The 21,389-nt window shown below is 55.0% G+C and carries 20 protein-coding genes; 12 read left to right on the top strand and 8 right to left on the bottom strand.

Translation table 11 applies throughout. The annotated features are described in order from the left end of the window. Window positions 1–291 precede the first annotated feature (291 nt). Genes rpsF through rplI form a run of 4 tightly spaced genes read left to right on the top strand, consistent with a single transcriptional unit; the run spans window position 292 to window position 1,732 of the window. On the top strand, window positions 292–687 hold the full coding sequence (gene rpsF, locus QSK07_RS09445; protein WP_003855334.1) for a 30S ribosomal protein S6: 396 nt from the start codon (window positions 292–294) through the stop codon (window positions 685–687). Between the two features lie 6 nt (window positions 688–693). Next, window positions 694–1,011, top strand: coding sequence for a primosomal replication protein N (gene priB / locus QSK07_RS09440; RefSeq protein WP_013359169.1), 318 nt, complete (start codon window positions 694–696; stop codon window positions 1,009–1,011). A 4-nt stretch (window positions 1,012–1,015) separates the two neighbouring features. Beyond that, window positions 1,016–1,243: a 30S ribosomal protein S18 gene (rpsR, locus tag QSK07_RS09435; RefSeq protein ID WP_002210155.1), complete on the top strand. Its 228-nt coding sequence runs from the start codon at window positions 1,016–1,018 to the stop codon at window positions 1,241–1,243. Window positions 1,244–1,282: 39 nt separating this feature from the next. After that, entirely contained in the window at window positions 1,283–1,732 is a 450-nt protein-coding gene (gene rplI, locus QSK07_RS09430) for a 50S ribosomal protein L9 (RefSeq protein WP_098052284.1), read from the top strand. Window positions 1,733–1,814: 82 nt separating this feature from the next. Here rplI and QSK07_RS09425 read toward each other — a convergent pair whose 3' ends face one another. Then, complete coding sequence (locus QSK07_RS09425; RefSeq protein WP_285721451.1) at window positions 1,815–2,492, bottom strand: LysM-like peptidoglycan-binding domain-containing protein; 678 nt, start codon at window positions 2,490–2,492, stop codon at window positions 1,815–1,817. A 220-nt stretch (window positions 2,493–2,712) separates the two neighbouring features. Between QSK07_RS09425 and bamJ the strand changes: the two genes are divergently transcribed. Further along, window positions 2,713–3,333, top strand: a complete 621-nt coding sequence (bamJ, locus tag QSK07_RS09420) for a BamJ family beta-barrel-assembly machinery protein (RefSeq protein ID WP_010256433.1) — start codon at window positions 2,713–2,715, stop codon at window positions 3,331–3,333. Window positions 3,334–3,378: 45 nt separating this feature from the next. Here bamJ and QSK07_RS09415 read toward each other — a convergent pair whose 3' ends face one another. Next, window positions 3,379–5,322, bottom strand: a complete 1,944-nt coding sequence (locus tag QSK07_RS09415; RefSeq protein WP_285721450.1) for a bifunctional 2',3'-cyclic-nucleotide 2'-phosphodiesterase/3'-nucleotidase — start codon at window positions 5,320–5,322, stop codon at window positions 3,379–3,381. Window positions 5,323–5,612: 290 nt separating this feature from the next. On the opposite strand from QSK07_RS09415, the gene cysQ reads away from it, so the two are divergent. After that, window positions 5,613–6,356 (top strand): 3'(2'),5'-bisphosphate nucleotidase CysQ, encoded by a 744-nt coding sequence (cysQ, locus tag QSK07_RS09410; protein WP_275221589.1) that lies wholly within the window; start codon window positions 5,613–5,615, stop codon window positions 6,354–6,356. 66 nt (window positions 6,357–6,422) lie between these two features. Here the strand turns inward: cysQ and QSK07_RS09405 are convergent, their stop codons facing one another. After that, entirely contained in the window at window positions 6,423–6,980 is a 558-nt protein-coding gene (locus tag QSK07_RS09405; RefSeq protein ID WP_098052288.1) for a YtfJ family protein, read from the bottom strand. A gap of 315 nt (window positions 6,981–7,295) precedes the next feature. Here QSK07_RS09405 and QSK07_RS09400 point away from each other — a divergent pair, with 315 nt between their 5' ends. Next, window positions 7,296–7,502: a DUF1107 domain-containing protein gene (locus QSK07_RS09400; protein ID WP_098052289.1), complete on the top strand. Its 207-nt coding sequence runs from the start codon at window positions 7,296–7,298 to the stop codon at window positions 7,500–7,502. Between the two features lie 82 nt (window positions 7,503–7,584). Here the strand turns inward: QSK07_RS09400 and paeA are convergent, their stop codons facing one another. Next, entirely contained in the window at window positions 7,585–8,907 is a 1,323-nt protein-coding gene (paeA, locus tag QSK07_RS09395) for a polyamine export protein PaeA (protein WP_013359164.1), read from the bottom strand. A 517-nt stretch (window positions 8,908–9,424) separates the two neighbouring features. Between paeA and tamA the strand changes: the two genes are divergently transcribed. From tamA to QSK07_RS09380, 3 genes are read left to right on the top strand one after another with little or no spacing between them, the layout of a single operon-like run. Beyond that, window positions 9,425–11,140: an autotransporter assembly complex protein TamA gene (gene tamA / locus QSK07_RS09390; RefSeq protein WP_275221652.1), complete on the top strand. Its 1,716-nt coding sequence runs from the start codon at window positions 9,425–9,427 to the stop codon at window positions 11,138–11,140. Continuing rightward, the gene (gene tamB, locus QSK07_RS09385) at window positions 11,137–14,904 is read left to right on the top strand and encodes an autotransporter assembly complex protein TamB (protein WP_285721449.1); all 3,768 of its coding nucleotides are present in this window, start codon (window positions 11,137–11,139) and stop codon (window positions 14,902–14,904) included. The genes tamA and tamB overlap by 4 nt, the downstream gene beginning before the upstream one ends. 2 nt (window positions 14,905–14,906) lie before the next feature. Beyond that, a complete protein-coding gene (locus tag QSK07_RS09380; protein WP_275221586.1) occupies window positions 14,907–15,260 on the top strand; it encodes a gamma-glutamylcyclotransferase family protein in 354 nt (117 codons plus the stop codon). 59 nt (window positions 15,261–15,319) lie between these two features. Here the strand turns inward: QSK07_RS09380 and ppa are convergent, their stop codons facing one another. The 3 genes from ppa to QSK07_RS09365 form a co-directional block, all read right to left on the bottom strand. After that, window positions 15,320–15,850 carry an inorganic diphosphatase gene (gene ppa, locus QSK07_RS09375; RefSeq protein ID WP_003855519.1) on the bottom strand — a complete coding sequence of 177 codons (531 nt, stop codon included), beginning with the start codon at window positions 15,848–15,850 and terminating at the stop codon, window positions 15,320–15,322. A 100-nt stretch (window positions 15,851–15,950) separates the two neighbouring features. Beyond that, window positions 15,951–16,400: a DUF441 domain-containing protein gene (locus QSK07_RS09370; RefSeq protein WP_098052294.1), complete on the bottom strand. Its 450-nt coding sequence runs from the start codon at window positions 16,398–16,400 to the stop codon at window positions 15,951–15,953. Window positions 16,401–16,460: 60 nt separating this feature from the next. Next, the gene (locus QSK07_RS09365) at window positions 16,461–16,868 is read right to left on the bottom strand and encodes a lysozyme inhibitor LprI family protein (protein WP_098052295.1); all 408 of its coding nucleotides are present in this window, start codon (window positions 16,866–16,868) and stop codon (window positions 16,461–16,463) included. A gap of 169 nt (window positions 16,869–17,037) precedes the next feature. Between QSK07_RS09365 and QSK07_RS09360 the strand changes: the two genes are divergently transcribed. Further along, entirely contained in the window at window positions 17,038–18,597 is a 1,560-nt protein-coding gene (locus tag QSK07_RS09360; RefSeq protein ID WP_098052296.1) for a methyl-accepting chemotaxis protein, read from the top strand. A 58-nt stretch (window positions 18,598–18,655) separates the two neighbouring features. On the opposite strand, the gene fbp is transcribed toward QSK07_RS09360, so the two are convergent. After that, window positions 18,656–19,663, bottom strand: coding sequence for a class 1 fructose-bisphosphatase (gene fbp, locus QSK07_RS09355; protein WP_013359157.1), 1,008 nt, complete (start codon window positions 19,661–19,663; stop codon window positions 18,656–18,658). Between the two features lie 168 nt (window positions 19,664–19,831). Here fbp and mpl point away from each other — a divergent pair, with 168 nt between their 5' ends. Beyond that, entirely contained in the window at window positions 19,832–21,184 is a 1,353-nt protein-coding gene (gene mpl, locus QSK07_RS09350) for a UDP-N-acetylmuramate:L-alanyl-gamma-D-glutamyl-meso-diaminopimelate ligase (RefSeq protein ID WP_033784102.1), read from the top strand. Window positions 21,185–21,389 lie beyond the last annotated feature (205 nt).

Genomic DNA, 21,389 nt, shown 5'->3' with positions numbered 1-21,389 from the left:
TCTTCATCAGCGTTTTTGAACAAAGCGGCATTAACCCGCTGTATTTATGCCATTAGCACAAAAAGCCACGGTATCTGGCACGCTACCGGCAATTTGTTTAAATGTGCGCTTGAGTTCAGGGGCTGCCGCCAGTATGATTACGCGTCAATTTTTCAGCCGCATTCTCAGGCTGTGTCCCACAAGCGCTCGTCACAGCGAACCTTTGTGGGACACAGCCTATAACGTTCCTTGCTTCCATGGGCCGCGGTTGACCCCGACAGGAGGCTGAATAATCCGTAAGGAGCAATTTCGATGCGTCATTACGAAATCGTATTTATGGTTCATCCTGACCAGAGCGAACAGGTTCCTGGCATGATCGAGCGTTACACTGGTGCTATCACTGGTGCAGAAGGCACGATTCACCGTCTGGAAGACTGGGGCCGCCGTCAGCTGGCTTACCCGATCAACAAACTGCACAAAGCGCATTACGTTCTGATGAACGTTGAAGCGCCGCAGGAAGCGATCGATGAGCTGGAAACGAACTTCCGCTTCAACGACGCCGTTATCCGTAGCATGGTTATGCGCGTTAAAAACGCGGTAACTGAAGCATCGCCGATGGTTAAAGCGAAAGATGAGCGTCGTGATCGTCGCGAAGATTTTGCTAACGAATCCGCTGATGAGTCAGATGCTGGGGATTCTGAAGAGTAATCCATCGTGACGGTCAATCGGCTTCGCCTGTCTGGCACTGTGTGCAGGACACCGGTTCGAAGAGTTAGCCCGTCAGGAATTCCTCACTGTCAGTTCGTGCTTGAGCACCGCTCAGTGCAGGAGGAGGCCGGGTTTCACCGGCAAGCCTGGTGTCGTATGCCTGTTATTATTAGCGGCAGCGCCCATCAGGTGATTACTCAACATATAACGGTCGGCACGCAACTCACACTCGACGGTTTCATTAGTTGCCATCAGGCACGAAATGGCCAGAGCAAAGTGGTGTTCCATGCCGAGCAGATTGAATTGATAGATTCTGGAGACTAGCCTAATGGCACGTTATTTCCGTCGTCGCAAGTTCTGCCGTTTCACCGCGGAAGGCGTTGTTGAGATCGATTACAAAGACATCGCAACGTTGAAAAACTACATTACCGAAAGCGGTAAAATTGTCCCGAGCCGTATCACCGGTACTCGTGCAAAATACCAGCGTCAGTTGGCTCGCTGCATCAAGCGCGCGCGTTACCTGTCTCTGCTGCCGTACACTGATCGTCATCAGTAATCGGCAACTGTCCATTAACGACTTTAAGAGGATAAGGTAATGCAAGTTATTCTGCTTGATAAAGTAGCAAACCTTGGCACCCTGGGTGACCAGGTTAACGTTAAAGCGGGCTACGCTCGTAACTTCCTGGTACCACAGGGCAAAGCTGTTCCTGCTACCAAGAAAAACGTTGAGTTCTTCGAAGCACGCCGTGCTGAACTGGAAGCCAAACTGGCTGACGTTCAGTCTGCAGCAACTGCACGCGCTGAGAAAATCAATGCACTGGGCACGGTAACCATCACGTCTAAAGCAGGCGATGAAGGTAAACTGTTCGGTTCAATCGGTACCCGCGACATCGCTGATGCAGTGACTGCAGCAGGCGTTGAAGTGGCTAAGAGCGAAGTTCGTCTGCCGAACGGCGTTCTGCGCACTACCGGTGAGCATGAAGTAGACTTCCAGGTTCACAGCGAAGTATTCGCTAAACTGAACGTGAAAGTTGTTGCTGGTTAATCCTGATTAACTGAGCACGACATTAACGCCGGCCCTGTGCCGGCGTTTTTGTTTTATGCCTTTCTGCTGGCCGCGGTTCGCGTTACTGCGCGCGAAGAAAGCTGCCATCCGGCTGACGGGTAAACAGAACCGGGCCATTAGCGCCATCCACTGTCAGTCCTGTTACCACGCCCTGCGCATCCTGACGGATTTTAACCTGCTGGCCACTTTTCAGTGTGCTGAGCGGCTGATCGCTGCCTTCCACCCGCGCCATCGCAAACACATCATTGACCGGCAGACTGTTGTCGCGAAACAGCTGCGCCAGCGTCTGACCAGATGAAATGGTCAGGTTACGCCACTCCCCCTGAGAATCGGCTTTTGGCGTCTGCTGAGATTGCGAGGATGAAGGCTGGCGGGTACCGTTGTTTTCATAAATATCCGCCTGCATCGGCACCTCTTTCTCCGCCTGGGGTACGACCGGCTGCTCAACCGGATAGCGCAAGGTACTGGCGGGCCAGAGAAACGCCACCAGCATTACCAGCAGAGCGGCTACGATGCCCCGACGGTGCGGCGCAGGCAGCGGGTCCATCCAGCGAATGTGGTCGGTAAAATGCCAGATACGCTGAAGCCATGTCGGCAGGCGGGATGACGCGTCTGAAGCCATTCGGGGTTTCTCCTCTCCGGCAGGCTGCGGTGGCCTGTGTGCGGCCAGCCAGCTCTGCAGCCGGGATACAATATGATGTGCACGCATCCTGCGGCGTCGTGGGGCAATCTGGCCCATGTTTGCTCTCTTATTCAGGTGCTACAGACGGGGTGATCCCCATCGATAGTTATAGTATGGGCAATACCAGCGCGAAGTGCCTGCCAGCATTGATAAATTTGACGGCTCTATTGTTTCTCTTTCCCCCGCAAAAGTCATCTGCGACGCAGGGCATTTTACGCCAGCGGCCTGCGCTGTTATGCTGCCGGTTCGAATATATCCGAGAGTGAAAGGAACGAAGATGACTACCCCTTCTTTCGACAGCGTCGAAGCACAAGCAAGTTACGGTATTGGTTTACAGGTTGGCCAGCAGTTGCTGGAATCTGGTCTGCAGGGTCTGCAACCAGAAGCACTGCTCGCGGGTCTGCGCGACGCGCTGGAAGGGAACTCACCGGCCGTACCGGTTGACGTGGTTCATCGTGCACTGCGTGAAGTACACGAACGTGCGGAAGGCGTACGTCGTGAGCGTACCGAAGCCATGGCAGCAGAAGGTCAGGCGTTCCTGCAGGAACATGCGCAGCGTGAAGGCGTGAGCAGCACCGAATCAGGCCTGCAGTTCAGTGTGATTACTCAGGGCGAAGGTCCAATCCCATCACGTCAGGATCGCGTACGCGTTCACTATACCGGCAAACTGATCGACGGCAGCGTATTCGACAGCTCTGTTGCCCGTGGCGAACCGGCAGAATTCCCGGTAAGCGGTGTTATCCCTGGCTGGATCGAAGCACTGACCCTGATGCCGGTTGGCTCAAAATGGGAACTGGTAATCCCACAGAACCTCGCGTATGGCGAGCGCGGTGCGGGTGCCTCTATCCCACCCTTTAGCACCCTGATCTTCGAAGTTGAGCTGCTGGAAATTCTGTAATACCCGGACGCTGCAACCAACCCGGTTGCAGCGTTTTCTCCCGCCTTATTTCTGCTGTAAATTCACCTGCCACAGCGCAAAACCAATCGCATCTGTCCCTTTGGGCTGAAGCGGATATTGCGCATGCTGCTGAATAAAGCCGGTCGCCTTATCACCTGGCGCCGTTTCAAACTGAATATCGAGCGAGGTGGATGAGGTAATCGGTGCCAGACGCCAGTTATTATCCGCCTTCGGCTGCACTTCACCGTGTGCTTTGGTTTCCGCGCTGATATAAGCCGCAACCACTGCCCGGTTCTCGTCCGGCGAAGCAAAGGCAATGTACTTATCCCCGGTGCCAGCAAACTTGCCGCCGTAAGCGCGATAGTTATTGGTCGCGACCAGGAAAGTAGCCTGCGGATCGATGGGCTTACCCTGCCAGCTAAGCTGGCGGATACGTGAAGCATCCGGGTGGATCAGTTTGCACTTCGCATCGTAGCGCGCGGGCTGGGTCACATCGATCTGGTAATTTACCCCGTCAATCACATCGAAGTTATAGGTGCGGAAATCCCAGTTGATCAGCGACTGCGTTTTGCTGCTGTGCGGATCGATCTGGTTAAACTGGCCCGCCGAACACTCCAGCCACTCTTTGACCTGTGCGCCCGTGACTTTCATCACCACCAGCGTATTGGGATAGAGATAAAGGTCGGCGGCGTTACGGAAGGTCAGCGCGCCTTTCTCCACTTCGGTGTAGCTCGATGGGTCGTTTTTACGTCCGCCCGCTTTAAACGGCGCAGCAGCAGAGAGCACCGGCAGACGGCCCAGATCCGGATCGCCCTGAATAAAGTGCTCTACATAGGCGCGCTGCGCATTATTGACGATCTGCACTGTCGGGTCGTCCTGCACCAGCGACAGATAGCTGTACATCACATCGGCGGATTTGCCGATGGGCTTCGCCACAAACTCCCGCGTCGCGCGGTGATCGCCAGCGAGCACTTTCACCAGCGCCGGATCTTCCGCCGCCAGCGATTTTTTCGTGGCGATGTCATAAATCGGCCGCGCCTGCGCTTTGCCGCTGCTTACCTGCCAGTGTCCATCTTCATTGCTCAGCACCAGATCGACCACGCCCAGGTGATCGCCCCACATGCCTGGCATCACCGCCGGAATGCCGTTCAGCGTGCCGTTAGCGATGTCCGCACCCTTAATGGCGGCAAATTCCTCACTGGGGAAAACCGCATGTGCATGACCAAACAGGATGGCGTTGATGCCTTCCACCTGGCTGAGATAGTAAACCGAGTTCTCCGCCATCGTGTGATACGGCTCGCTGCTCAGACCGGAGTGGGGGATAGCGATAATCAGATCGGCACCCTGTACGCGCATCTCAGGCACATAACGGCGTGCCGTTTCGGTGATGTCATCGACCCGCACCTTGCCCTGCAGATTCGCTTTGTCCCACACCATGATCTGCGGCGGCACAAAGCCGATATAGCCAATCTTCAGGGTCTGCTTTTTGCCCTCGCGATCAACCACCGCGGTGGATTTGATGAGGTAAGGCGTAAACAGCGGCTTGCCGCTCTTCACGTCAATGACGTTGGCATTCACATACGGAAAGCGGGCGCCTGCCAGCGCTTTTTTCAGGTAGGGCAGGCCATAATTAAACTCATGATTACCGAGGTTGCCGACGCTGTAATTCAGCGTATTGAGCGCCTTATAGACCGGATGAATCTCGCCCTCACGTAATCCCTTGGCCGCCATATAGTCACCGAGCGGGCTGCCCTGGATGATGTCACCGTTATCGACCAGCAGACTGTTCTTCACCTCCTGGCGCGCAGCGTGAATCAGCGTAGCGGTTCGCACCAGCCCAAACTTCGCGGTTGACGTGTCTTTGTAATAGTCGAAATCCATCATGTTGCTGTGCAGATCGGTGGTTTCCAGTATCCGCAAATCTACCGTTGCGGCCTGGGTGGCGACGGAAACGCTCAGGGCCAGTAACATCATTCCGGGCTTAAACATACCTGCTCCTGCTGCAAATTAAATTGAGGCTCTCAAAATAATGTAAAAGCATGACAGATAGTCATTTTAAATCGTGATGGATATAACGTTTTGGCGCATCCGCCAGCGTCGGATTCTCATACGACAGCGGCGCAGCGCAGGCGTGGCGATTGTCGGATAACTATGATATTGATATATCTATGAATTGATGGGTCAGCCTGCCTGCACATGAGCACGGCATGCTGAACTGCTAAAATGTCACTAGCTGGGGTGAACCTATTCCGCAGCAGACAGACACAACGAGGTGAAAAATGCTAGAGCAAATCTGCCAACTGGCACGCGAAGCGGGCGACGCGATTATGCAGGTCTATAACGGTGCCGCGCCGCTTGACGTTTCTCACAAATCGGACGATTCACCGGTGACCGCTGCGGATATCGCGGCGCACAACGTTATTATGAAGGGCCTGAAGCAGTTATCGCCTGAGATCCCGGTGCTGTCAGAAGAAGATCCTCCTGCCTGGGAGGTGCGTCAGCACTGGCAGCGTTACTGGCTGGTCGATCCGCTGGATGGCACCAAAGAGTTCATCAAACGCAACGGCGAATTTACCGTCAATATTGCGCTAATCGAAGCGGGCAAGCCGGTGATGGGCGTGGTTTATGCACCGGTGCTGGACGTAATGTACGCCGCTGCAGACGGTAAAGCGTGGAAAGAGGAGGGCGGTCAGCGTGAACAGATTCATGCCCGTGACGCACGTCCTCCGCTGGTAGTGGTGAGCCGCTCACATGGCGATGATGCCGAGATGAAAGAGTACCTGAAACAGCTGGGTGAACATCAGACCGTCGCCACCGGCTCTTCTCTGAAATTCTGCCTGGTGGCGGAAGGAAAAGCTCAGCTCTATCCCCGTTTCGGGCCAACCAACATCTGGGACACTGGCGCAGGTCATGCTGTGGCGATGGCCGCTGGCGCCCATGTGCATGACTGGCAGGGTAAAACCCTGGACTACGCGCCGCGCGAATCCTTCCTTAATCCTGGCTTCCGCGTCTCCCTGTTTTAATGCTGTCTGAATTTGCAGGCTGATGAAATCCCGGTGGTCGCTCTCAGACCGCCCGGATCTCAGCGATTATGCCTTCAGCAGTGAGGCCAGCAGCGCCATCACATTTGTCACTTCATCCTGCGTCAGCGATCCATCCTTCACAAATCTCACTTTGCCCTGTTTATCCAGCACTACAATGGCGGAACCGCCTGACTGTAACTGCCAGGCATGCTGCACATTGCCCTTGCTGTCGATGACAAACTGCGACCACGGATACTGCTGCTTGTTTGTCTCGACGCTGCTGCGCACAAACATGCCGGTACCTGGAATGGCGTCATCGGTATTCACGATAGTAGTGGTCTGATAGCGATCGTGCGGCAGCTTCGCAGCTTTGATCGCCTCTATCAGAGCCGCATTCATCTCTTTAGCGGAAGAGCGGCCAGCAATATGCTGGACCACGCGAACTTTTCCACTGAGCTGCGCGCTATTCCAGTTTTCATAGCTAAACTTCTCCTGCTGTAATAACAGTTCGCCTTTATCGTTGACGCCAATGGCCGGGACTCGTGATCCCAGCCTGAGGTCATGGGCCATCACGCTTGCTGGTATCAGCAAAGACAACGCCACCGCGGTCAGAATGTTTCGCATTACTATTTCCTTAAGTGATCGGACCACTCGGTCATTTTACTGCAATAGTAGGCAGGGATGATGCGCCTGTCATGGAAAGGTGTCAGGTTTGTTATGGATACCACAATTCCTTAACCAATGAAGGTTTATACTGTCTTGTATGACCCTGATAACAAAGTGTTCTGTAATGATGTGTCAATTCAGTAAAAAAATTCACTTTTCGGAACACCAGTCGATTTTAGTGTTCTATAGTTATCGCGAATTCGCGCTTCATGGGCTGGAACCAAATTTGGAAACGGCGAAGCGTGCTTTAAAAATGTACAGGAGTTAGTCAGTATGAAGATCTTCCAGCGCTATAATCCGCTACAAATAGCGAAACATGTAAAAACGCTGTTCAAAGGAAGGTTGTATATCAAGGACGTTGGCGCGTTCGAGTTCGATAAAGGGAAAGTCTTGATCCCGCGCGTCAAAGACAAACAGCATCTGAGCGTGATGTCAGAAATTAACCGCCAGGTCGTTCGTCTCAAGCTTGAGTTCAACTAAAATCAAGGGCGCCGATGGCGCCCTTAATGTCTGGCCCGTCAGACTATTTTATTTCACAGTCTGAACCTGGCCTTCAGTCATTCTACTCTTCTTCGCTTTTCGTCATGCTCAGCACTGGCGGTCGTTCGTCGATGCGGGTAACCAGCAGCTGGTCGATGCGATAGCTATCAATATCCACTACCTCGAATTTGTAGCCAGCAAACTTCACAAAATCAGTACGCTTCGGAATCTTACGCAGCATATACATCATAAAGCCGCCGATGGTTTCGTAGTTGCCTGACTGCGGGAAATCATCAATGTCCAGCACGCGCATTACGTCATCAATCGGTGTACCGCCCTCAACCAGCCATGAATTTTCATCACGTGCCACAATCTGCTCTTCCATGCCCTGGCCCACCAGGTCACCCATCAGCGTGGTCATCACGTCATTCAGAGTAATGATGCCCACGACCAGCGCATACTCGTTCATGATCACCGCAAAATCTTCGCCAGCGGTTTTAAAACTTTCCAGCGCTTCGGAGAGGGTCAGCGTGTCCGGCACAATCAGCGCAGAGCGAATCTGCAGGCCACTGTTCAGCGCCATACTCTGATTGCCCAGCACACGCAGCAATAGCTCTTTAGAGTCGACATAACCGACGATATGATCGATATCACCGCTGCAGACCAGAAACTTAGAATGTGGATGTTCAGCGATTTTGGTCTTGAGGCTGGTCTCATCTTCATGCAGATCAAACCAGACGATATTCTCACGTGAGGTCATTGAGGAGGGAACAGTACGCGATTCCAGCTCAAACACGTTTTCAATCAGCTCATGTTCCTGCTTACGCAGCACGCCCGCCAGCGCACCCGCTTCAACGACGGCATAGATGTCGTCAGAGGTGATGTCATCTTTACGCACCATCGGCAGTTTGAAAATACGGAAGAAGACGTTGGCCAGGCCGTTAAACAGAAACACCAGCGGACGCATCACCAGCAGGCAGAAACGCATCGGGTTGATGATGCGCAGCGCGATGGTCTCCGGTGCGACCATGCCAACCCGCTTCGGCGTTAAGTCGGCGAACAGGATAAAGAGGCTGGTGACGATGGTGAAGGAGCAGATAAAGCTGAGCTGCTCTGCCAGTTCCGGCGAGACAAAGCGGTTAAACAGGCCACTGAAAACCGGTGAGAAAGCGGCGTCGCCGACAATACCGCCCAGGATGGCAACGGCGTTAAGGCCAATCTGTACCACGGTGAAGAACATGCCCGGCGTTTCCTGCATTTTAAGCACACGCTGCGCATTAACATTGCCTTCATCGGCCAGCAGTTTCAGTTTGATCTTACGGGCGGCCGCCAGTGATATCTCTGACAGAGAAAAAAAGGCACTGATTACGATCAGCAACAGAATGACAAGTAAGCTATCTAACATATGAGATCCAAAGGGTTATCCACTTGTCATTTTTGGCCTGGGCAGCGTGGGTAAGCGCAAACAGGGTTGGTTTATCCGTGAAACACAGCTATCCGTGCCAAAAATGTCTGCGCCTGTTCGACAGGAAAAAAGATGTCGGGGCAGAAATGAAAACAGGCGGAATGCCTGTGGTGGCAGATTATAGCAGGAGCGCTCATTGTGCCGCCAGAGGGCAAACCGCCGCATCAGACCGCATCAGCGTCCAGAGGGGCCGGTTATCGACTCGGATTTATCTGAGTGAGTCATCCGGAATTGATCATTCCACCCTTCAGCAGTTGTATCGCGATCCCCATTTACCGACAATACCCTGTTATTTGACTGAGATGTCAGCGTTGCGCCGCCGTTTACCATAAAGTGCGGCTATGATGAGGGTGTTGCCGTTGCGGTAGTGCGGGCAAAGATGATTAATAAGTGCCCCGTGGAAAAGGGGCCGGCATGATTAACAGGAGTACAGGTGCCACGATTTTATGTTTATTGCATGGCTGGCCTGCTGCTTGCCGCGCCCGCCCTTGAGGCGGCGACAGTGCGATTACAGGTAGACGGCTTAACCGGGGATCTTCAGAAAAATGTCAGGGCGCGCCTGTCGACCATCGGCAGCGATGAAGTCTCTAACGATGGTCGTTTTCGCGCGCGTGTTTCTGTTGCGATAAAAGAGGGGCTGCGCGCACTCGGTTATTATGAGCCCACCATCGATTTTGAATCCCGCCCCGCGCCTGCGCAGGGCGGCCGTCCGGTATTAGTGGCCCATGTCACCCCAGGCGAACCAGTAAAAATCGGCGGCAGCACTATCGTGGTCGAAGGCGATGCGCGGAACGACGCCGATTATAAAGCCTGGGTGAAGCAGGGACGACCCAAAGTGGGCACGCAGCTTAACCACGGCCAGTATGACCGATTCAAAAGCGGTTTCTCGAATCTTGCGCTGCGTAACGGCTATTTCGACGGCACCTTTAAAAAAAGCCAGCTCGGCGTCTCGGTGGAGCGGCGTGAAGCCTTCTGGGATATTGACTACGACAGCGGCGACCGCTATCGCTTTGGCGACGTCACGTTCCAGGGTTCACAGATTCGCGAAGAGTACCTGCAGAACCTGGTGCCGTTCAAAGAGGGGGATTACTACAGCTCACGCGATTTAGCCGAACTGAATCGGCGTCTCTCCGCCACCGGCTGGTTTAATTCGGTGGTGGTCGCGCCGGAATTCAGCAAGGGACGTCAGACCAAAGTCCTGCCGCTGAATGCCGTGATGTCGCCCCGCACCGAAAACACCATTGAAACCGGTGTCGGTTACTCCACAGATGTCGGTCCGCGCCTGAAAGGCACCTGGAAAAAACCGTGGATCAACGACAGCGGGCACAGCCTGACGGCCAGCGCCTACGTTTCTGCGCCGGAACAGCAGGTCGATCTCAGCTACAAAGTGCCGCTGCTGAAAAGCCCACTGGAGCAGTACTACACCTTTTCTGGCGGCCTGAAGCGCACCGATCTCAACGACACGAAAGCCGATACCACGACGCTGGCGATGTCGCGCAACTGGGACAGCAGCAGCGGCTGGCAGAAGGCAGTTAACCTGCGCTGGAGCCTGGACCACTTTACGCAGGGCAGCGTGACCAACACCACGATGCTGCTCTATCCCGGCGTCAGCGTAAACCGCACCCGTTCGCGTGGCGGTCTGATGCCGACGTGGGGCGATTCACAGCGCTACTCGGTGGATGTCTCTGATACGACCTGGGGTTCGGACGTTGACTTCCTGATCCTGCAGGCGCAGAACGTCTGGATCCGCACGCTGGGCGACAGCCATCGCTTTGTGGCGCGCGGCAATCTTGGCTGGATCGAAACCAACGACTTTGACAAAGTGCCGCCGGATCTGCGCTTCTTTGCCGGGGGCGATCGCAGTATTCGCGGCTACAAATACAAAAATATTTCACCACGTGATGACGACGGCAAACTCACCGGTGCATCCAAACTCGCCACCGGATCGCTGGAATATCAGTACAACGTCACCGGAAAGTGGTGGGGTGCGGTGTTCGTTGACTCGGGTGAAGCCGTTAACGACATCAAGCAGAGCAATATTAAAACCGGTGCGGGTGTCGGCGTGCGCTGGTCTTCGCCGGTTGGCCCCATCAAATTTGATATCGCCAGACCCATCGGGGATGACGAGGCACATGGGTTACAATTTTACGTAGGACTGGGGCCAGAACTATGAAGCTGTGGAAAAAGGTCCTGATCGGTATTCTGATCTTTCTGGTACTGCTGTTGGGCGGCGTGGCATTTTTAATCGGTACCACGCCGGGGCTGCATTTAGTGCTGAAGGGGGCATCGCGCTGGGTGCCCGGCCTGTCCATCAGACAGGTCGAGGGCGGCTGGCGTAACCTGACGCTCAACGGTCTGCGCTACGAAATGCCGGGCGTCAGCGTCGATGCCGGGCAAATCCATCTGGCGGTGGATCTCAACTGCCTGCTGCACTCCTCCGTATGCGTTAACGATGTCTCCCTGCGTGATATCAGCGTGGTCGTTGACAGCAAGAAGATGACACCTGCTGCACCTGCGCCGGAAGAGGAGAGTGGCAACACCAACCTCAGTACGCCGTACCCGATTACGCTGCGTCACCTTGGCCTGCACAACATCAATGTCAAAGTGGATGACACGGCGATCTCGCTGCTCGATTTCACCACCGGCCTGCAATGGCAGGATCGCGCGCTGACGCTGAATCCGACCCATATTCAAAGCCTGCTGATTGCGCTGCCAAAAGCGGCGAAAGTCGTGAATGAAGAGGTGGTGGAGCCGAAAGTTCAGCAGCCTCATCCTGCGGAGAAACCGCTGGGTGAAACGCTGCAGGCGATGTTTGCCCAACCGCTACTGCCTGCGCTGCCCGATTTCCGTCTGCCGCTGGATATTGAGGTGCAGCAGATTCTGGGTGAACAGCTGCGCATTACCGGCGACACCGATATCTCCGTCAGCCGGTTGCTGCTGAAAGCTAAAACCGCCGATCGTCAGATGCAACTGACGACGCTGGAGGTGGACTCGAATCTTGGCAACCTCAACGGCAGCGGACAGGCGACGCTGGCGGATAACTGGCCGGTCGATTTCACCCTGAACGGCACGGTTAACACCGACCCGATCAAAGGCGAAAAGCTGGCGCTGAAACTGAATGGTGCAATGCGCGACGAGCTGAGGCTGGGACTGAATCTTTCCGGTCCGGTGAAAGCACAGCTGGATGCGACGACTCAACTGTCCGTGGCGGGATTGCCGCTGTCGCTGCAGCTGACCAGTCCGCAGCTGCGCTGGCCGTTAACCGGCCCGGTACAGTACCAGGCGGATAACCTGGACTATCAGTTCAAAGGTAAAGCCACCGACTATGTGATGTCACTGCAAACTGCCGTGAAGGGCGAGTCCGTACCTCCAGCCAATATCTCGCTGACGGGTAAAGGCAATGTTGAGCAGTTCAGCCTGGATCGCCTGCGCGTGGCTGCATTGCAGGGCAACATTGACCTCACCGCGCTGGTGGACTGGAGCAAGGCGATCAGCTGGCGCAGTGAGCTGACGCTGGCCGGGATCAACACCGCGAAACAGTATCCTGACTGGCCGGCGCGGCTGGATGGAAAAATCACCACCCGCGGCAGCCTTTATGGCGGCAGCTGGCAGCTGAGTGTGCCGCAGCTTCAGCTGAAAGGAAACGTGAAGCAGAACGCCGTGACGGCTGACGGCTCACTGACCGGTAACAGCTATAACCAGTGGACGGTGCCGGGCATTAAGCTGGCGCTGGGACGCAACCATCTGGATGTCAAAGGGGCGCTGGGCGACAGTCTGGATCTTGATGCCAGCATCAATGCGCCACAGCTCGACAATGCGCTGCCTGGTCTGGGCGGTGTCATCAACGGCACCCTCAAAGCGCGTGGTACCCTGAAGGCGCCGCAGCTGCTGGCCGATCTCAACGGTCGTGGTCTTCGCTGGCAGCAGATGCAGATTAATCGCATTATGCTGAATGGCGACGTGCGTTCCGGCGAACAGGTGGCGGGTAAACTGCAACTGCGCGTCGAGCAACTGAAGCAGGATGCGCTGAACATCAGCCTGCTGACGCTGAATGCGGACGGCAACGAACGTCAGCATCAGCTGAAGCTGAATGTGCAGGGCAAGCCGGTCTCAGGCCAGCTGGCGCTGAACGGCAGCTTTGATCGCCAGACCGAACGCTGGAGAGGCTCGCTGAACAATACCCATTTTGATACGCCTGTCGGCGAGTGGCGTCTGACCCGCGCCATGGCCATCGACTATCTCAACAGCCGCCAGACGGCGACCATCGGGCCGCACTGCTGGCAGAACCCGAATGCACAGATTTGTGTACCAGAGCCGGTAGAAGCCGGGCCGGCAGGCAAGGCGCATGTCGTGCTGAATCGCTTTGACCTGGCGATGGTGAAGCCGTTTATGCCGGATGCGACCCAGCTCAGCGGCCTGTTCAGCGGTGATGTGCGCGTCAACTGGACGGCCGACGGCGCGCTGCCGACCGGCACCGTGGCGCTGAAAGGCAACGGCGTGAAAGTGGTGCAGGATGTGCAGGGCAATAACCTGCCGATCGCCTTTGATACGCTGAACCTCAATGCCGCGCTGCGTAACGGACGCGCCCAGCTCGACTGGCTGATCCGCATCGCCAATAACGGGCAGCTGGATGGCAATGTGCAGATCGACGATCCGCAAAACCGCCGTACGCTGGGCGGCAACGTTAACATCCGCAATGTCTCGCTGGCGATGCTTAATCCGGCTCTGATGCAGGGTGAGAAGATCAAAGGCAGCCTGAACAGCAGCCTGCGTCTGGGTGGCAGCATCCAGCAGCCACAGGTGTTTGGTCAGCTTGGTCTGACGGGTGTCGATGTGGATGGCAACTTTATGCCTGTCGATCTTACTGCTGCTAACCTGAATCTGGTGTTCAACGGAATGAGCTCGACCCTGAACGGGCTGGTGCAGACCGGGCAGGGCAACATCAACCTTAGCGGTAACGCGGACTGGAGCCAGCTTGATAACTGGCGTGCGCGCATTGCGGCGCAGGGCAGCCGGGTTCGCGTAACCGTGCCGCCGATGGTGCGTATGGATGTCTCGCCGGATCTGGTGTTTGAAGCGACACCAGCCGCCTTTAACCTTGATGGCCGGGTCGACATTCCGTGGGCGCGCATCACGGTGCAGGAAGTACCGGAAAGCGCCACTGGCGTCTCGTCGGATGAAGTGATGCTGGATGAACAGCTGAAGCCAATTGCACCGCAAACCGCCGCGATCCCGATTAACAGCAATCTGGTGATCCACGTCGGTAACGATGTGCGGCTCTCGGCATTTGGCCTGAAAGCGAAACTGAATGGCGATCTTAAACTGGTACAGGATAAGACAGGGCTCGGTCTGAATGGCCAGATCAACATTCCGTCCGGTCGCTTCCACGCTTATGGTCAGGATCTGATCGTCCGTAAAGGCGAGCTGCAGTTTGCCGGTCCGCCGGATCAGCCTTACGTCAATCTGGAAGCTATCCGTAACCCGGATGCCACCGAAGATGACGTTACCGCCGGTCTGCGCGTCACCGGCCTTGCCGATGAGCCGAAAGCGGAGGTCTTCTCCGATCCGACGATGTCGCAGCAGGAAGCGCTTTCCTACCTGCTGCGCGGTCAGGGACTGGGCAGTGACGGCGACAGTAACGCCCTTACTTCGGCTCTTGTTGGCTTAGGGGTTGCACAAAGTGGGCAGGTTGTGGGTAAAATCGGGGAGACATTCGGTGTCAGTAATCTGGCCGTTGATACTGCGGGTGTTGGTGACAGCCAGCAGGTGCAGGTCAGTGGCTATGTACTACCGGGTCTGCAGGTAAAATACGGTGTTGGCATATTTGATTCACTGGCGACATTAACCTTGCGTTACCGCCTGATGCCCAAACTCTATCTGGAAGCCGTATCCGGTGTGGATCAGGCTCTCGATTTGCTCTATCAGTTTGAGTTTTAGCAATGCGAATAATTGTCTACGGCAGTTTACGGCGCAAACAGGGAAACAGTCACTGGATGACGAATGCGCAGTGGCTGGGTGATCACCAGATTGGAGGCTTTGAGCTTTACAGTCTGGGGCATTATCCCGGCGTCATAGAGGGCAATGGAGCGGTACAGTGTGAAGTGTACCGCATTGATGCCTCAACCCTTGCGGAGCTGGATGCGCTTCGCACCAAAGGGGGAGAGTACAAACGTTATCTGACTCAGACGCCGTTTGGCAGTGCATGGCTTTATGTCTATCAACGCTCAGTGGCAGGACGCCAGCGCATTATGAGTGGTGACTGGCTGAAGCGCGATGAGGAGCCAGAGGCCTGAACAAAAACACCGTCCAGCTGGACGGTGTTTTTTTTTCGACTCACAAACCGGCAGCAGAATTACTTCTTCTGCGCGCGCTCGTAAGAGGAGATGATTTCGGCTTTAGCGGCTTCGGCGTTATCCCAGCCATCCACTTTCACCCATTTGCCTTTTTCCAGATCTTTGTAGTGCTCAAAGAAGTGGGTGATCTGTGCACGCAGCAGTTCTGGCAGGTCGTTCACATCTTTAATGTGATCGTATTCTTTAGAGAGCTTGGTGTGCGGAACGGCAACCAGTTTGGCATCTTCGCCAGACTCGTCGGTCATTTTCAGCACGCCAACCGGACGGCAGCGGATCACTGAGCCTGGGACCAGTGGATACGGGGTCGGAACCAGTACGTCAACCGGATCACCATCCAGAGAAAGGGTGTGGTTGATGTAGCCGTAGTTGCACGGATAGAACATGGCGGTAGACATGAAACGGTCTACAAACAGGGCACCAGACTCTTTATCAACTTCATATTTGATCGGGTCAGCATTCGCTGGGATCTCAATGACAACGTAGATATCTTCTGGCAGGTCTTTACCTGCTGGCACCTGGTTCAAACTCATCTGGCATTCCTTCAGTAGTCGTATGTTGAGTGTCGGCTATTATAGCCAACTGACTCTGAAAGTATGCCCTCTTTTTGGCGTTTCGGAATGCGCCCAGACGCTACTTCGCCGCCACAAACAGCGAAACAATGCCTGCGGCAATCAGTGGTCCTACCGGCACGCCGCGGAAGAACGCTACGCCAATCACCGTACCAATCAGCAGCCCCCCGATGACTGACGGCTGCACGCTCATAAAGTTCACGCCACGACCGCCCAGCCAGGCAACAAAAATCCCCACCACAATCGCCACAATCGACTTCCAGTTGGCAAACGATTTGAGGAGCGCGGAGGCGGGCAGTGAGCCGCTGGCCAGGGGTGCCATTACCGCCACGGTAAGAATAATGATGCCTAAAGTAATGCCCTGTTTTTCCACGTAGGGGAAGAACTGCGCCAGCGGGGTAATTTTAATCACCAGCAGCACCAGAATGGAGATGGTGACTGCGTTGTTGTGAACGAAATAACTTAGTACGGCAAGGGCAATCAGAATCAATGTCGAGGCGTAAGCAGCCATGGTTTCTCCCTGAAGGTGTATAGCGCACTGACGTCAGCCAGCGCAAAAACGGGTTATGGGTCAGCAGTCATCGGGGTTAGCACAACTGCCTTTACTGAGGGACTGCAACATCAATGCCTGATTGCGCACCAGGCTGAGGCCCTGGGCGCTCAGCGCTACGCTGCCCAGCGTTCCCTGCGTTGCCAGCTGACTGCGACTGACTTCCAGCCAGCTGTCCCGGTAGCTGAGCCAGGCACGCTGTGCCGCGCGAAGTCTGCTTTTCGGCTCGCCGGAAAGGGTTTTCATCAGGGTGGTGTACTGCCTGTTCATCTCCTGATCCCAGGCCTGATTCGCCGCAGCGTAACATTGGTTCATGGCAAGCGTTGTTGATGCACCATCGAGGCAGCGATCAAGCGACGCCTCAGACTTCAGATCCTCTGCCAGCGCAGCGGGACTGAGGAGCAGTAGCAAAAGCACGCCTGTTTTCATTTTTTTCTCCAGGGAGCAGATAAGCGGCAATCAGCTTGATGGATGTAATGGTGATGATCAAGTTGTTAACTCTAATCATCGTTAAAGTTTCGCTCCGTTACTGCCGATAATTCTACCGCTTTAGGGCCGCTGGACATTTCGCCTTTTCACATACACGGAAACTATCAGAATGAAACAGTTATCACTTCGCACGGGGTTGCTGGCGTTGCTGGCATTTATGACACTGCTTCTTTTGGCGGTGAGTTTTATGGGTATTGTGGCCATTAATAAAGGGAATCGCTCGCTGGATGTGATCAACCGCATTCAGGGGATCGAGCTGAACAGTCTGTACCAGAGTAATTCAGATCTGATGCGGGCCCGCGCTAATGCGGCGCTGGCGGTGCGTAAAATTGAAATTGGGTTGCTGGAAGAGGGTGCGGCAGTCACAAAACTGTCGGAGGCGGATGTGGTGTCATCACAGCAAAACCTGAAGCGCTTTGCGGATGCCGGAACGGTGACGGCGCACGGGAAAATGCTGGCGGACGCAATTTCAGCCAGTTACAAAGCCTATCTCGACCAGGGCATCAAACCGATGATGGACGCGCTGGACAAGCAATATACTGACGAATATTACCAGCTGCTGGAAGGCAACCTGGCGACGCTGGCGGCAAGCTACAACAAAGCTGTCACAGACTTCAGCCAGTTCGCCGGACAGGTCACCGAGGCCCAGCTCGAACAGGCGGCTTACAACGAAACCAAAATGAAAATCCTGATCGCCGTGGCAGGCGTATTAACGCTGCTGCTGCTGGTGCTCGCCTGGCAACTACTGCGCCGGATGCTGCTGCTGCCGCTTAATCTGGCGATTGTCCATCTTGAGCAGATCGCGGCAGGCGACCTGTCTCAGGCGCTGCCACCGTCCAGCAATAATGAACTGGGACGGCTTAATCATGCACTGAGCGGGATGCAGCAGTCACTGCGCACCTCGGTGAGTCAGGTGCGTGAAGCGAGTATGCAGATCGACATCGGCAGCCGTGAACTGGCGGCGGGTAACGTTAATCTGTCGCAGCGCACCGAAGAGTCCGCTGCCTCACTGGAGCAGACGGCAGCCAGCATGGAGCAGCTTACGGCCACGGTCCGTCTTAACGCCAGCAACGCTCAGCAGGCGCATCAGCTGGCTAACGCGGTCTCTGATACCGCCGATCGCGGCGCTGAAGTGGTCTGCTACGTGATGGAAAAAATGCATGAGATCACCGATAGCGCCAATCGTATCGGCGACATTCTCAGCGTGATTGACGGCATCGCTTTCCAGACCAACATTCTGGCGCTTAACGCAGCCGTCGAAGCGGCGCGAGCCGGCGAACAGGGACGTGGCTTTGCGGTGGTGGCGAATGAGGTGCGTACGCTGGCGCAGCGCAGTGCTAACGCGGCCAAAGAGATCCGCACGCTAATCAGTGATTCACAGTCGCGGGTCAAAGAGGGTACGGAGATGGCGACGCGCGCCGGGGAAACCATGGATGAAATTTCTGGCGAAGTGATGCGCGTAACGGCACTAATGAAAGAGATTTCAATGGCATCTGATGAGCAGAGCCGTGGCATTGAGCAGGTCAACCTGGCGGTCACTCAGATGGATGCAACAGCGCAGCAGAACGCCGCGCTGGTAGAGCAGGCCACCGCCGCGACCCAGTCGCTGGAAGCGCAGTCCAGTCAGCTTCAGGCAACGATGGCGCAGTTCAGGTTGCAGACGGCGTAAAAACAAAAAGGGCGCGAAATCGTGCCCTTTTTATATCTCTTTTTACACCACGACCCGATTAACCCTGACGGCAATCCGGGAACTCGGCCAGGAAACGCTCAACGTCGTTTACCATCGCCTCATTACCACAGTAGAACGGGCAGCGCTGATGCAGCGTGACTGGTGGAATATCCAGAATACGCTTCTGACCGTCGCTGGCTTTACCGCCCGCCTGCTCGGCCAGGAAGGCCATCGGATTGCACTCATACAGCAGGCGCAGCTTGCCCTGAGGATGGCTGGCGGTGCTTGGGTACAGGTAGATCCCGCCTTTCAGCAGATTACGATGGAAATCCGCGACCAGCGATCCGATGTAACGTGAGGTATAAGGACGGTGCGTTGGCAGATCCTCTTCCTGACAAAACTTCAGATATTTCTTCACACCCTGCGGGAAACGAATGTAGTTACCTTCGTTGATCGAGTAGGTGTAACCGGTTGGCGGATAGGTCATACGTTCGTGGCTGAGGCAGAACACACCCAGTGACGGATCGTAAGTAAACGCATGCACGCCTGCACCGGTGGTGTAAACCATCATGGTGGATGAGCCATAGACCACGTAACCGGCAGCAACCTGCTTGTTGCCTGGCTGCATGAAGTCCGCTTCAACCACTGGCGTACCCGGCTCGCTGACGCGATGATAAATAGAGAAAATGGTACCGACGGAAACGTTAACGTCGATGTTAGAAGAACCATCCAGTGGATCCATTAACACCACGTACTTACCGTTTTCCTCACCTTCAAAGATAACGAACTCATCTTCTTCCTCAGAAGCGATACCGGCGACGATGCCACGTGCTTTCAGTGCTGCCTTCAGTTTTTCGTTAGCGAACAGATCCAGTTTCATCTGCTGTTCACCCTGAACATTTTCCACACCACTGGCACCGAGAATATCCACTAGACCGGCTTTATTGATATCGCGGTGGATAATTTTGGCACCCAGCTTGATAGCTGAAATCAGCGCCGTCAGTTCACCTGTGGCGTGCGGAAAGTCGTGCTGCTTCTCGACGATAAATTCGCCCAACGTTTTCATAACACATTCCCTGAATCTTCGATGGAGTGGCAGCACGCGTAACAGTCTGCCAACGGATGCGTACGCAGTTTAGCCGATTGAACTTCAAAAACCATAGTCCTAATCCGTTTCTTCCGTCTGCGAGCGGCGTTACACTGTGCGCCGAACTTTTGAGTAATGGATCATGTTATGCGCATTCACATCCTCGGGATTTGTGGCACTTTTATGGGTGGTCTGGCGGTGCTGGCTCGTTCACTGGGTCATCAGGTGACCGGTTCAGACGCCAACGTTTACCCACCAATGAGTACACTGCTCGAACAGCAAGGCATTGAATTAACGGAAGGTTATGACGCCAGTCAGCTTGATCCGGTGCCAGACTTAGTCATTATCGGCAATGCGATGACGCGAGGTAATCCTTGTGTGGAAGCAGTGCTGGAACGCAACATTCCCTACCTCTCTGGTCCACAGTGGCTGCACGATTTCGTGCTGCGCGATCGCTGGGTGCTGGCCGTGGCCGGAACCCACGGTAAAACCACCACAGCCGGCATGGCAGCGTGGATTCTCGAGGCCTGCGGCCTTGAACCCGGCTTCATTATTGGTGGTGTGCCTGGAAACTTCGATGTCTCGGCAAAATTAGGAAAAAGTCCATTCTTCGTGATTGAAGCGGATGAGTATGACTGCGCGTTTTTTGATAAGCGTTCCAAGTTTGTCCATTACTCTCCACGAACCCTGATCCTCAACAACCTTGAGTTTGATCACGCCGATATCTTTGACGATCTGCGGGCGATCCAGAAGCAGTTCCACCATCTGGTGCGGATCGTGCCGGGGCAGGGCAAGATCCTGCTGCCGGAACATGATCCTAACCTCAAACAGGTGATGGCGATGGGTTGCTGGAGCGAGCAGGAGAGCGTTGGCGAGCACGGGCGCTGGCAGGCGAAGAAGCTGACCAACGATGCGTCTCACTGGGAAATCTGGCTCGACGGCGAGAAAGTCGGGGAAGTGAACTGGGCGCTGGTGGGCGAACACAACATGCATAACGGCCTGATGGCAATTGCTGCCGCGCGGCATGTGGGTGTGAAGCCGGAAGATGCCGGCCAGGCGCTGAACACCTTTATCAATGCACGTCGCCGGCTGGAGCTGCGCGGCGAAGTGAATAACATCAAAGTCTATGATGACTTCGCTCACCATCCGACGGCTATTCTGGCGACACTGGCTGCCCTGCGCAGCAAAGTGGGTGGCAGAGCACGCATCCTGGCCGTGCTGGAGCCTCGCTCCAATACTATGAAGATGGGCGTCAGCAAAAACGACCTGGCACCGTCGCTGGCGCGTGCTGATGAGGTCTTCCTGTTCCAGCCGCACCATATTCCGTGGCAGGTTTCAGATGTAGCAGAAGCGTGCATTCCGCCTGCGCACTGGAGCGCGGATATCGATACCCTGGTAGAAATGGTGGCTAAAGCCGCCCAGCCAGGCGACACGATTCTGGTGATGAGCAACGGCGGATTTGGCGGCATTCATCAGAAGCTGCTGGACAGGCTGGCCTAAAAATCAGGCGCCCGTTTCGGGCGCTTTTTTTAAAGCGTTATTGCCGTTAATATTATTTCCTGAATAAATCCCGCATATTTTTGAATTTGATCTTCTCACTTTTCCTTCAGCTGCCATATTTCCTTTTTTAGTGTCTGAAACAGAAAGGCCGCGCCTGCCGGTTATTTTTAGCATCGTCTCGGTTGTGGCCGGGAAAGAAATAATA

The organism is Pantoea sp. QMID4, assembly GCF_030270445.1.
GTDB classification, from domain to species: Bacteria; Pseudomonadota; Gammaproteobacteria; order Enterobacterales; family Enterobacteriaceae; genus Pantoea; species Pantoea vagans.
Note: the sequence above shows the minus strand (reverse complement) of the source record. Positions and strands in the feature narration are given on the sequence as shown.

Excerpts from the sequence above, each read along its gene's own strand:
- rpsF (WP_003855334.1), top strand. The coding sequence starts at position 292 with ATGCGTCATTACGAAATCGTATTTATGGTTCATCCTGACCAGAGCGAA.
- rpsR (WP_002210155.1), top strand. The coding sequence starts at position 1,016 with ATGGCACGTTATTTCCGTCGTCGCAAGTTCTGCCGTTTCACCGCGGAA.
- rplI (WP_098052284.1), top strand. The coding sequence starts at position 1,283 with ATGCAAGTTATTCTGCTTGATAAAGTAGCAAACCTTGGCACCCTGGGT.
- QSK07_RS09425 (WP_285721451.1), bottom strand. The coding sequence starts at position 2,492 with ATGGGCCAGATTGCCCCACGACGCCGCAGGATGCGTGCACATCATATT.
- bamJ (WP_010256433.1), top strand. The coding sequence starts at position 2,713 with ATGACTACCCCTTCTTTCGACAGCGTCGAAGCACAAGCAAGTTACGGT.
- QSK07_RS09415 (WP_285721450.1), bottom strand. The coding sequence starts at position 5,322 with ATGTTTAAGCCCGGAATGATGTTACTGGCCCTGAGCGTTTCCGTCGCC.
- cysQ (WP_275221589.1), top strand. The coding sequence starts at position 5,613 with ATGCTAGAGCAAATCTGCCAACTGGCACGCGAAGCGGGCGACGCGATT.
- QSK07_RS09405 (WP_098052288.1), bottom strand. The coding sequence starts at position 6,980 with ATGCGAAACATTCTGACCGCGGTGGCGTTGTCTTTGCTGATACCAGCA.
- QSK07_RS09400 (WP_098052289.1), top strand. The coding sequence starts at position 7,296 with ATGAAGATCTTCCAGCGCTATAATCCGCTACAAATAGCGAAACATGTA.
- paeA (WP_013359164.1), bottom strand. The coding sequence starts at position 8,907 with ATGTTAGATAGCTTACTTGTCATTCTGTTGCTGATCGTAATCAGTGCC.
- tamA (WP_275221652.1), top strand. The coding sequence starts at position 9,425 with ATGGCTGGCCTGCTGCTTGCCGCGCCCGCCCTTGAGGCGGCGACAGTG.
- tamB (WP_285721449.1), top strand. The coding sequence starts at position 11,137 with ATGAAGCTGTGGAAAAAGGTCCTGATCGGTATTCTGATCTTTCTGGTA.
- QSK07_RS09380 (WP_275221586.1), top strand. The coding sequence starts at position 14,907 with ATGCGAATAATTGTCTACGGCAGTTTACGGCGCAAACAGGGAAACAGT.
- ppa (WP_003855519.1), bottom strand. The coding sequence starts at position 15,850 with ATGAGTTTGAACCAGGTGCCAGCAGGTAAAGACCTGCCAGAAGATATC.
- QSK07_RS09370 (WP_098052294.1), bottom strand. The coding sequence starts at position 16,400 with ATGGCTGCTTACGCCTCGACATTGATTCTGATTGCCCTTGCCGTACTA.
- QSK07_RS09365 (WP_098052295.1), bottom strand. The coding sequence starts at position 16,868 with ATGAAAACAGGCGTGCTTTTGCTACTGCTCCTCAGTCCCGCTGCGCTG.
- QSK07_RS09360 (WP_098052296.1), top strand. The coding sequence starts at position 17,038 with ATGAAACAGTTATCACTTCGCACGGGGTTGCTGGCGTTGCTGGCATTT.
- fbp (WP_013359157.1), bottom strand. The coding sequence starts at position 19,663 with ATGAAAACGTTGGGCGAATTTATCGTCGAGAAGCAGCACGACTTTCCG.
- mpl (WP_033784102.1), top strand. The coding sequence starts at position 19,832 with ATGCGCATTCACATCCTCGGGATTTGTGGCACTTTTATGGGTGGTCTG.